The sequence below is a fragment of the Crocosphaera sp. Alani8 genome, assembly GCF_038442745.1.
Classification (GTDB): Bacteria; Cyanobacteriota; Cyanobacteriia; order Cyanobacteriales; family Microcystaceae; genus Crocosphaera.
Genome location: NZ_JARVCN010000165.1, coordinates 24,773 through 35,280, shown reverse-complemented (window position 1 = coordinate 35,280; position 10,508 = coordinate 24,773). Strand labels below are relative to the sequence as shown.

Sequence of the window (10,508 nt, the reverse complement as noted above, 5' to 3'; positions counted from 1 at the left end):
CATCTTTGTCCCCTAACTTTCGGCGAGTCCCCCCAGACTTTTTGAGAAGCTTCTGCAAGAGCAGAAATTATTGAAAGTTATCGCTATCATAAAGGAGAAATTCGTATAAGAGTATCGGGACAACGTAAACGAGATTTATTAACCACTGTTAGATATGAATTCGGTAAAATTCATAACTCTTATGAACGTCTTAAATATAAAACTTTAGTTCCCTGTAATTGTTCAAAATGTAAAGGGAGTCAGTTTCCTCATTTTTATCCTTGGAATGTCCTTCATAAATTCATTGACGATCAACAACCTACAATTCAATGTCCAATTAGTTATGATATGGTAGATGTACAGGGTTTAGTTAACGATGTTGTTTCACCCTATCAAACTCGATCTAGAAATAATCAGGAAAGTGAAATGTCAAACCAACCTATAACTAATAATATTAATATTAACGGTAACAGTCCTATTCAAATTCATCAACAAAACGAAGGTGAAGCAAACTTTAATAACTATGCTTCCGATACTTCTATCAACAACGCAATAGATGAAATTAAAAATATCCTAACTGAGTTAAATAATAAATATTCCAATGTTAGCGAAACAACAGCAACAGAAATTATAAATGCAGAATTTACACATATTCAAAAAAAACAATCCAAAAAATGGGCAATTATTAAACATATTTTTGATGGAAAACACTGGTTAAATGGAGGAAAAATAGCATTAATAAAAGTTGGTGAACACTACAGCGAAAATAACGTATTTTATAAAGCAGCAGTGGGGTTTGGTGAAGGGTTTACCGACAGTTAATTATTAATACCCATACTTGTAGAGAAGTTTCATGAAACTTCTCTACAGGAAATCAGTTTATTTCTGCTATAATTATGTTAGAGATAAATCAATAACAATGGCTTCAATTTCCACAGATTATAAACACATTCACCTGAATGAACAAGGTACAGCAATAATTATAGGTTCAACCCTCAAAGTCATTGATCTTGTCATGGCAAAAATTGCTTATGGTTGGACACCTGAAGAAATACAGATTAATCATCGTCATTTAACCATGAGTCAAATTCATTCCGCATTCGCTTATTATTGGGAACATAAAGAACAATTAGATCAAGAGATTCAACAAGAGGTTAAATACGTTAAAAAGTTGCGTTCCCAAGCAGGAGACTCTCCCTTTGTAACCCGACTCAAAGCTGAAGGAGTTCTCTAATTGAGTTTACCCCTTTATATGGATGAAAATGTACATGGTGCAATTACCATAGGTTTACGTTTGCGAGAAATTGATGTTTTAACTGTTCAAGAAGATGGTTATTCAGGTGTAGATGATCTAATTATTTTAGACCGTGCAACTACCCTAAAAAGACTTATTTTTAGTCAAGATAAAGACTTTTTGATAGAAGCAAATAATCGTCAAGTACAAGGTATGGAATTTGTCGGAGTTATTTATGGTCATCAACTAATGATATCTATCGGTGATTGTATTCGAGATTTAGAGTTAATTGCCAAGTTAGGAAAGTTAGAAGAATTTGCCAATAAAGTACAATATTTACCTCTTTAATTGTCAAATACAATTCATATTGTACAATCTTTAACGAATAAGACAATTAAAGTAAGGTGGGCATTGCCCACCCAACAATGTGTTAATCTTCTTTGTAAGCGTCCATTCCTTCGCAAGAACAAACTAGGTTTCTGTCTCCATAAGCGTTATCAATACGCCCTACAGTTGGCCAGAACTTATGTTCTTTGCTCCAAGAAGCCGGATAAGCCGCTTTTTCACGGGAATAGGGACGATCCCAATCTTGACAAATTACCGTTTCTGCGGTATGTGGCGCATTTTTCAAAGGATTGTTTGCAGGGTCAATTGTACCATCTGCGATCGCTCGAGCCTCTTGGTGAATGGTGATCATCGCATCACAGAAACGGTCTAACTCCGCTAAATCTTCGCTTTCCGTGGGTTCCACCATCATCGTCCCAATAACCGGCCAAGACACCGTAGGTGCATGGAAACCAAAGTCCATCAACCGCTTAGCAATATCATCCACCTCTACCCCTGCTTGCTTTTTCAGGGGACGTAGATCAATGATACATTCGTGAGCGACACAACCGGATGCACCTTTGAACAAGATGGGATAATAGTCAGCTAAACGATAGGCCATATAGTTAGCGTTGAGGATAGCCACTTTTGTCGCATCAGTTAGCCCTTTTTCCCCCATCATAGCGATGTACATCCAAGAAATGACCAGGATACTAGCACTACCCCAAGGGGCTGCAGAAATGGCTCCTATGGATGTGTCTGCCTTACCATTACTATCTGGGTTGCTGTATTTATCTAGGTTGGTTGTGGGTAAAAATGGGATCAAATGTTCTTTGACACCGATGGGACCCATTCCCGGACCACCTCCCCCATGAGGGATACAGAAGGTTTTGTGTAGGTTAAGATGGCAAACATCGGCCCCAAAGTCAGCCGGACGACATACCCCTACTTGAGCGTTCATATTAGCCCCATCCATATACACTTGTCCACCGTGACGATGAACGATATCACAGATGTTAATTATTTCTTCTTCAAATACACCGTGAGTAGAAGGATATGTAACCATTAACGCCCCTAAATTTTCGGAGTGTTTTTCTGATTTTTTCTCCAAGTCTGCAATATCAATGTTACCTTCTTTATCGCATTGGATAGCAACCACTTTCATGCCACACATCACTGCACTGGCAGGGTTTGTGCCGTGTGCTGATTCGGGAATTAAGCAGATGTTCCTGTTAGATTCTCCTCTATTTTCGTGGTATTGACGAATTACTTGAAGTCCTGCGTATTCCCCTTGAGATCCAGCGTTAGGTTGTAAAGAAATACCGTCAAATCCTGTTATCTCTCCTAACCATACGTCTAACTGTTGGAAAAGAATTTGATAACCTTCGGTTTGAGATAAGGGTGCAAACGGATGGAGTTTACCAAACTCTGGCCAAGTTACCGGCATCATTTCGGCAGATGCGTTCAATTTCATGGTACATGATCCTAAAGGAATCATGGAAGTATTCAAGGCTAAATCTTTGCTTTCTAAGCGGTGTAAATAACGCAGTAATTGACTTTCGGAATGATACTGATTAAAGACAGGATCTGTCAGATAATCTGAGGTACGTTTGAAGAAGATAGGAAACTCAAAATTGACTTCTTGCGCTATCTCTTCGACGGTAAAAGGTAAATTATCTTTAGCAGCAAAAATTTGCCACAACTCAACCACATCGTGAACTGTAGTAGTTTCATCTAAGCTAATACATAAGATACCTTCTTGATATAGCCTTAGATTAATTTTTCGTTCTGCGGCTGCCTTAATTACGGCTTTAACACTAGCATCACCCACACCAACTTTAACCGTATCAAAGAAAGGTTCATCGTTGACTGTGTAGCTTAGTTTTTGTAATCCTTTGGCTAGAATTACAGTTAATTGATGTACTCTTTGAGCAATGTTTCTAACGCCTTCTGGTCCATGATACACCCCATACATTCCAGCAATAACTGCTAGTAATACTTGCGCTGTACAAATGTTGCTGGTGGCTTTTTCTCGACGAATATGTTGCTCTCTGGTTTGCAATGCTAACCTTAAAGCAGGGTTTCCTTGTGCATCTTTGGATACTCCCACAATACGCCCAGGAATCTGCCGTTTATAGGCTTCTCGCGTGGCGAAATAGGCGGCGTGGGGTCCCCCATAACCCAAGGGGACACCAAAGCGTTGAGTGCTTCCTACGGCAATATCTGCGCCAAATTCTCCTGGGGGCGTTAATAATGCTAAACTCAAGGGGTCCGCTGCAACCGTAACCAATGCACCTTGGTTGTGGGCAATGTCGATAAATGTGCGATAATCGTAGATGGTGCCATCGGTAGCTGGATACTGCAGTAATGCACCAAAAATCTCTTTATCAAATTCAAATAGGCGATGATCGCCGATAATTAACTCAATTCCTAAAGGATACGCCCTCGTTTTAATTACTTCGATCGTTTGTGGGTGACAATGGGAGTCAACAAAGAAAGCATTAGCCTTTTTGTTCTTGCATAAACCATAGCTCATACTCATTGCTTCTGCTGCGGCTGTCCCTTCATCTAGCAAGGAAGCGTTAGCAATTTCGAGTCCTGTTAACTCTACTATCATGGTTTGATAGTTTAAGAGAGCTTCTAGTCTTCCTTGAGCAATTTCCGCTTGATACGGGGTATAGGCAGTGTACCAGCCAGGATTTTCTAGAATGTTGCGTTGAATTACGGGAGGGGTTATGCAGTCATGGTAACCCATACCGATATAGGAGCGAAATATCTCATTTTTAGAGGCAATAGACTTCAATTGAGCTAATGCACCGTATTCGCTCTGTGCTTCGGGTAAATTGAGAGATTTACTAAGGCGTATGACTTGAGGTACTGTAGCATCAATAAGCTGCTCTAGAGTAGAAAAGCCTAAGACCTTGAGCATTGTATCAATTTCTTTGCTACTTGGTCCAATATGCCGATTGATAAAGCTGTCCGTTTTTGTAAGTACGTTTCCGACACCAGAGGCGATATTATCCTTGTTTTCGGTTAGATTTGCAGTAAGATCCAGGTTAGGCATATCAATGATAATGATTTTGCTGTTGGTTTCGTCAAAAATGATCATCCTAACTACTTATTGTAATCTCTTGTAACAATAGTCTGCAATGTCTAAATGTCAATCTAGTTGATCTCACTTATTGATAAAAATTACGTCTAGAATTAATGGTACAAACTTGCATATTTTTAAAAGTTAAATTATTGATAAATAAGGATATTTAAGCCTCTTTCATTATCGAAAATACTCTTTTTTATAAGGATTTAAAAGTTGATGGAAATTGTCCCAGTATTAATAATAAACTTTAGATAAAACTAAACGTATATCTATATAAACTTGAAATCTATTGTTTCCAAAACAGAGAGTATATAATTTATGAAAATAGTGAAATTATTCCTCATTTTCTCAGACAAGAAGCTACGATGAGGTTTTTAAAAACGATTCAAAATCTAGGAACCCCCCCAAACTTTAGAACAGTTTCACTACTGCATAATATCAGTCATTAACTACAAGATAACTGATAACTGTTCAATAAAAATGTGTTAAGCTATGTAAAAACAATTATAAAATATCATGGTTTATCATATTATTTACGACGGAAACTGCAATCTTTGTGCAACATTCACTCAACTTTTAGCTAAGTTTGATCAAGGCAATATCTTCGACTATATTCCCATGCAAGATCAAGCAATATTGAGACAGTTCAATATCACCCCAGAAGATTTTGAAATGGGGATGATTTTAATTGATGGTGATGATATAGAGAAACGTTGGCAAGGAAGCGACGCAGCGGAAGAAATCGTCAACTTATTGCCATTGGGACAAGCATTTATTATTGCCTATCGTAGCTTACCAGGAATGAAATGGTTAGGGGACAAAAGCTACGAACAAGTGAGAGATAATCGTTATAACTGGTTTGGAAGAAGGGACAATACTTATCCATCTCCCTATCCCTTTGGTTGTAACGAAAGGAGCAATTCTGCTGTTTCTAATTAATTAAACTATCCCTGAGATAGCTTTCACTAACTGGTCAATTTCATCGGGCAAAGTAAAGTAGTGAACACAGGCACGAATGCAGTCAGGATCACGGATTGTTCTTAAGAAAAATCCTTGGCTTTCTAACTTCTGAACAATAGTTGCGTGAGACATATTATTGTCAACAGTAAAGGAAACTAAACCTGCTTCTGGAGGAGAACTTTTCAAACAATTAACAGCAGAAAATTTTGATAAGCTTTGCCATAAATACCCGCTTAATTGACAAATTTGTTCATAACGCTGTTGACTATTTCCCCAGTCGTTATGAACACCCATAGTTGCTCTTAAACCTTCGTATTGAGGATAAGACGATGTAGCAACTTCAAACTTTCTACCATCCTGCTTAAAGTCAATAGGTTGACCGTTTTTATCGATATTAATACCTCGCCAACCAATAAAAGTAGGGCTAATAGATTCAAAAATTTCTGGACGAATGTATAACGCTCCTACTCCTGCCGGTCCACAGAACCATTTATGACCCGTAAAACCGTAGAAATCAACCCCAGTTTCTGCTAAATTCAACGCTAATGAACCGGCTGATTGTGCTGCATCTGCTAATACCAAAATAGGGTCATCGCTACCACGATAACTGTGACAGAGATCGCTAATTTCTTTTAAAGGTAAAACCTGTCCTGTATTCCATAACAAATGACTCAAAACCACCAGTTTTGTTTGAGAGGTTAAGTGTTGCTTAATTACCTCCACTGGATTACCTTCATTTAGGGTATTTAAAAGAGGACAAATATCAATCTCAACCCCAAACCGTTGAGCAACTTCTTTGACAGTGGCAATAATTCCAGGGTGTTCACAATCGGTCATCAAAATGCGATCGCCAGCTTGCCAATTTATTCCCCAAATAGCAATATTGCACCCAGAAGTTACATTTTCAGTTAAAGTAATTGTTGATGCTTCAACCCCAAATTCTTGAGCAATATCCTGTCGCAATAATTCTACTTTCTGACCAATCCAATCATTAACCTTGAGAGAAAAAGGACCTTTTTGTTGTAAAAAATTATGAGCATCAATGATAGCCTCTAATCCCGAACGGGGTAAAGTTCCTTGTCCCCCAAAATTAAAATAAACTTTATTGATCAGTCCAGGAAACTCTTGTCTTTGTTGTTGCACTTCGGATAGAAAGTCTTGGGGATAAATCATAGGTTAATTAGTGGAAAAAGAACTAGCATTATTGTCATTTTAGCAGTATCCTTTAATCAGGTTGTTGAGCAAAAATTAATCGGGTTAGTGAGCAAGATGCTCACACTCCCTATCCTAAAATTTAAGCTTTAAACTCAGTAGTAATGCGTTTCATGGCTTCTTCGACATTTTCTCGGCTATTAAAGGCTGAAATGCGAAAATAGCCCTCTCCAGCAGCCCCAAAACCAGACCCAGGGGTTCCTACTACATTGGCTGTTTGTAAGAGTTTATCGAAGAAATCCCAACTAGAAAGATTGTGAGAGGTTTTTAGCCAAATATAAGGAGCATTGACCCCACCATACAACTCAAATCCTGCGATCTTGAGCTGCTCACAGATAATTTTGGCATTTTCGAGGTAAAACTTAACTAAACCCTTGATTTGTGCCTGTCCTGCTTCGGAATAGACCGCTTCTGCTCCCCGTTGCACAATATAGGAAACTCCGTTAAACTTGGTGCATTGGCGACGGTTCCACAGCTTCCATAATTCTACCTCAGACCCATCTGCTGTTCTAGCGATTAGTTGTTGAGGCACCACGGTAAAGGCGCAACGAGTGCCAGTAAACCCTGCATTTTTAGAAAAGGAACGAAACTCGATGGCACAATCTCTAGCTCCTTCGATTTCGTAGATAGAATGAGGTAATGTATCGTCTGTGATAAAAGCTTCGTAGGCAGCGTCAAAAAAGATGATCGAGTTGTTAGCCTTGGCGTAGTCTACCCAAGCTTTGAGGTACTCTTTTGTTGCTGTTGCACCGGTAGGGTTGTTGGGGAAACAGAGATAGATGAGGTCAACTTTTTGGTCAGGAATGTCTGCGGTAAAGTTGTTATCTGCACTGATGGGAAGATAAACCAAACCGTCGTATTCTCCTCTGTCGTTGGTTTCCCCTGTGTTGCCGGCCATAACATTTGTGTCCACATAAACAGGGTATACGGGGTCGGTTACAGCAATTTTGTTATTTTTACCAAAAATGTCGAGAATGTTGCCTGAGTCGCATTTTGCCCCGTCGGAAATAAAGATTTCTGAGGCGTTGACATCGCACCCTCTAGCTTGAAAGTCCTGGACTGCGATTTTTTCCCGTAACCACTGGTAACCTTGCTCGGGGCCGTAACCTTTGAAGGTACTGCGATCACCCATATCCTCTACAGCCTTAATCATAGCAGTACGACAAGCTTCTGGCAAGGGTTCGGTAACATCCCCAATACCTAGTTTAATTATTTTTGCTGAGGGGTTACTTTCTACAAAAGTGTTTACTCGTCTTGCTATTTCGGGAAAGAGGTATCCTGCCTTGAGTTTGAGATAGTTATCGTTGATGGTTGCCATATTTTACTTCGTTACAAATACCTTTATTTAGCTTACTCTGGTTTCTGACCTGAATTTTTAAAATTAACTAAAATCTTTTCGGTAAGCTGTTATTTAGTTCATTGGTTTGATTATCCTTGAGTTATTGTAATATGAATCCTGAGATATGCTATGAATAAATTTTTTGTCGATCGAGGTGGAACTTTTACCGATATCGTTGCAGTTGTTATTGATGAACAAATTATCAATAAATTGTCTCAAAAACAAGAACAGTTTTTAATTGTTCCTTTGCCTAATAAGAAATGGATAGTCGTCTATAAATTACTCTCAGAAAATCCAGAAAAATATCAAGATGCTGTTATTCAAGGAATTAGAGATATACTTTGTCTTGCTCCTGATAAAGCTCTCCCCACAGCACAAATAGAAACAGTAAAAATGGGGACAACCGTTGCTACCAATGCCTTACTAGAAAGAAAAGGTGATCGCACTGTTTTATTGATAACAAAAGGTTTTAAAGATGCCCTAAGAATTGGTTACCAAAATCGCCCGAATATATTTGCTCTTCAAATTATTTTACCTTCTATGTTGTATGAATTAGCGGTTGAAGTAGAAGAAAGATATGACAGCAAAGGCAATGAATTAATTCCTGTTAACCTAGAAAAAGTTAGACACGATTTAGAACAAGTTTATCAACAAGGGATAAGAAGCTGTGCCATCGTTTTTATGCACAGTTATCGTTATCATAATCATGAAAATCAAGTAGCAAAAATTGTTCAAGAAATTGGGTTCACCCAGATTTCCATATCTCATCAAGTCAGTCCCTCAATGAAACTGGTTTCTAGGGGAGATACTACCGTTGTTGATGCTTATTTATCTCCTATTTTAAAACGCTATGTTAAACAAGTTTCTAGTCAGTTAATAAATACAAAACTGATGTTTATGAAATCAGATGGAGGTTTAATTGATGCTGATAAGTTTCAGGGAAAAGATAGTATTTTATCCGGTCCTGCTGGTGGAATTGTTGGCGCAGTGCAAACCAGTTTAAGAGCAGGTTTCAAAGAAATTATAACTTTTGATATGGGAGGAACTTCTACAGATGTTGCTCATTTTAAAGGGGAATATGAACGGCAATTAGATAATGAAATTGCTGGTGCAAGAATGCGTGTTCCAGTATTAAGTATTCACACCGTTGCTGCTGGTGGTGGCTCTATTTTACGGTTCGATGGAGCCAGTTTTAAAGTAGGTCCTGAATCTGCAGGAGCTAACCCTGGTCCTGCTTGTTACCGTCGAGGAGGTTCTCTAACTGTAACCGATGCTAACGTTATCTTAGGAAAAATTCAACCTCAATATTTTCCCCATATTTTCGGACAAGAAGGTAATTTACCTTTAGATAAAGATATAGTTACTCATAAATTTATAGAACTATCCAAAGAAATTGATCAAGCTACGGAGCAACAAAATACTCCTGAAAAAATAGCCGCAGGGTTTATTAAAATTGCTGTAGAAAATATGGCTAATGCCATTAAAAAAATTAGCCTACAACGGGGATACGACGTAACTAATTATACTTTATGTACTTTTGGAGGTGCAGGGGGTCAAGTTGCTTGTTTAATTGCCGATACGTTAGGGATAAAAACCGTATTTCTTCATCCTTATGCCGGTGCTTTAAGTGCTTACGGAATGGGTTTAGCTGATCTCAGAGTTATTAAAGAAAGTGCTATTGAAAAATCCTTAGATAAAAACTTAATTTATGATTTAAAATCCATTATTAACCAGTTAAAAAATCAAGCAAGAAAAGAACTCAACACTAACAAATCTATTAAAGCAGAAAACATAATTATTAAACTCAGTTTAAAATATCAGGGAACTGACTCATCCTTATTAGTGGACTTTGCCGAAGATATAACAGTTATCCAGCAAAGTTTTGAAAAAGAATATCAGTTAAGATATGGTTTTATCCAAACAAAAAAAATGTTAATTGTAGAATCAGTTTCTGTTGAGATTATTCAAATTATGGATAGTCCCAATGAACCGTTACTAAGTCGTATTCGTCCTTTAAATGATATTCCATTACCGATTAAAATAGTTCCTGTATTTACCGAGGATAAATGGCAAGATACTCCAATTTATAAACGAGAAGACTTACAACCTGAAGATAATATTAAAGGGCCAGCAATTATTGTTGAAAAAATTAGTACAATTATGGTTGAACCTGATTGGAGTGCAAAATTAACAGGGTATAATCATTTAATTATTAGTAAAAAAGATGATGATCAAATATGATATTTTATTTTAGGGATTTAGTCTGGTGACCAATATTTATCACCAAACAAATTTTTAGCTTAGTTTAATCTTTTCAGTAAGATTTACAACCTCAAAATACTATCATAAAGTTAGATAGATTA

The 10,508-nt window shown here is 37.7% G+C and carries 8 protein-coding genes and 1 pseudogene; 6 read left to right on the top strand and 3 right to left on the bottom strand.

Going from position 1 to position 10,508, the window contains the following annotated elements; genetic code table 11:
• Positions 1 to 66 precede the first annotated feature (66 nt).
• The 4 genes and pseudogenes from P9B04_RS25165 to P9B04_RS11185 form a co-directional block, all read left to right on the top strand.
• A pseudogene (locus P9B04_RS25165) lies at positions 67 to 297 on the top strand (COR domain-containing protein); the annotation flags it as partial.
• 30 nt (positions 298 to 327) lie between these two features.
• Positions 328 to 801 (top strand): hypothetical protein, encoded by a 474-nt coding sequence (locus tag P9B04_RS11195; RefSeq protein WP_342055069.1) that lies wholly within the window; start codon positions 328 to 330, stop codon positions 799 to 801.
• 97 nt (positions 802 to 898) lie between these two features.
• On the top strand, positions 899 to 1,213 hold the full coding sequence (locus P9B04_RS11190; RefSeq protein ID WP_342055068.1) for a DUF433 domain-containing protein: 315 nt from the start codon (positions 899 to 901) through the stop codon (positions 1,211 to 1,213).
• Positions 1,214 to 1,561: a DUF5615 family PIN-like protein gene (locus P9B04_RS11185; RefSeq protein ID WP_342055067.1), complete on the top strand. Its 348-nt coding sequence runs from the start codon at positions 1,214 to 1,216 to the stop codon at positions 1,559 to 1,561. It abuts the gene before it with no gap.
• An 82-nt stretch (positions 1,562 to 1,643) separates the two neighbouring features.
• Here the strand turns inward: P9B04_RS11185 and gcvP are convergent, their stop codons facing one another.
• The gene (gene gcvP / locus P9B04_RS11180; protein ID WP_342055070.1) at positions 1,644 to 4,601 is read right to left on the bottom strand and encodes an aminomethyl-transferring glycine dehydrogenase; all 2,958 of its coding nucleotides are present in this window, start codon (positions 4,599 to 4,601) and stop codon (positions 1,644 to 1,646) included.
• A 549-nt stretch (positions 4,602 to 5,150) separates the two neighbouring features.
• Here gcvP and P9B04_RS11175 point away from each other — a divergent pair.
• Positions 5,151 to 5,573, top strand: coding sequence for a thiol-disulfide oxidoreductase DCC family protein (locus P9B04_RS11175; protein WP_342055066.1), 423 nt, complete (start codon positions 5,151 to 5,153; stop codon positions 5,571 to 5,573).
• Here P9B04_RS11175 and P9B04_RS11170 read toward each other — a convergent pair whose 3' ends face one another.
• Together P9B04_RS11170 and P9B04_RS11165 are read right to left on the bottom strand one after the other, a co-directional pair.
• Positions 5,574 to 6,767: an aminotransferase class V-fold PLP-dependent enzyme gene (locus P9B04_RS11170; protein ID WP_342055065.1), complete on the bottom strand. Its 1,194-nt coding sequence runs from the start codon at positions 6,765 to 6,767 to the stop codon at positions 5,574 to 5,576.
• 121 nt (positions 6,768 to 6,888) lie between these two features.
• A complete protein-coding gene (locus P9B04_RS11165) occupies positions 6,889 to 8,124 on the bottom strand; it encodes an LL-diaminopimelate aminotransferase (RefSeq protein WP_342055064.1) in 1,236 nt (411 codons plus the stop codon).
• A 150-nt stretch (positions 8,125 to 8,274) separates the two neighbouring features.
• Between P9B04_RS11165 and P9B04_RS11160 the strand changes: the two genes are divergently transcribed.
• Positions 8,275 to 10,386: a hydantoinase/oxoprolinase family protein gene (locus tag P9B04_RS11160; protein WP_342055063.1), complete on the top strand. Its 2,112-nt coding sequence runs from the start codon at positions 8,275 to 8,277 to the stop codon at positions 10,384 to 10,386.
• The last annotated feature ends 122 nt before the right edge of the window (positions 10,387 to 10,508 follow it).

Coding starts and splice junctions, on each gene's coding strand:
- P9B04_RS11165 (WP_342055064.1), bottom strand. CDS start 8,124: ATGGCAACCATCAACGATAACTATCTCAAACTCAAGGCAGGATACCTC.
- P9B04_RS11190 (WP_342055068.1), top strand. CDS start 899: ATGGCTTCAATTTCCACAGATTATAAACACATTCACCTGAATGAACAA.
- P9B04_RS11170 (WP_342055065.1), bottom strand. CDS start 6,767: ATGATTTATCCCCAAGACTTTCTATCCGAAGTGCAACAACAAAGACAA.
- P9B04_RS11160 (WP_342055063.1), top strand. CDS start 8,275: ATGAATAAATTTTTTGTCGATCGAGGTGGAACTTTTACCGATATCGTT.
- P9B04_RS11175 (WP_342055066.1), top strand. CDS start 5,151: ATGGTTTATCATATTATTTACGACGGAAACTGCAATCTTTGTGCAACA.
- gcvP (WP_342055070.1), bottom strand. CDS start 4,601: ATGCCTAACCTGGATCTTACTGCAAATCTAACCGAAAACAAGGATAAT.
- P9B04_RS11195 (WP_342055069.1), top strand. CDS start 328: ATGGTAGATGTACAGGGTTTAGTTAACGATGTTGTTTCACCCTATCAA.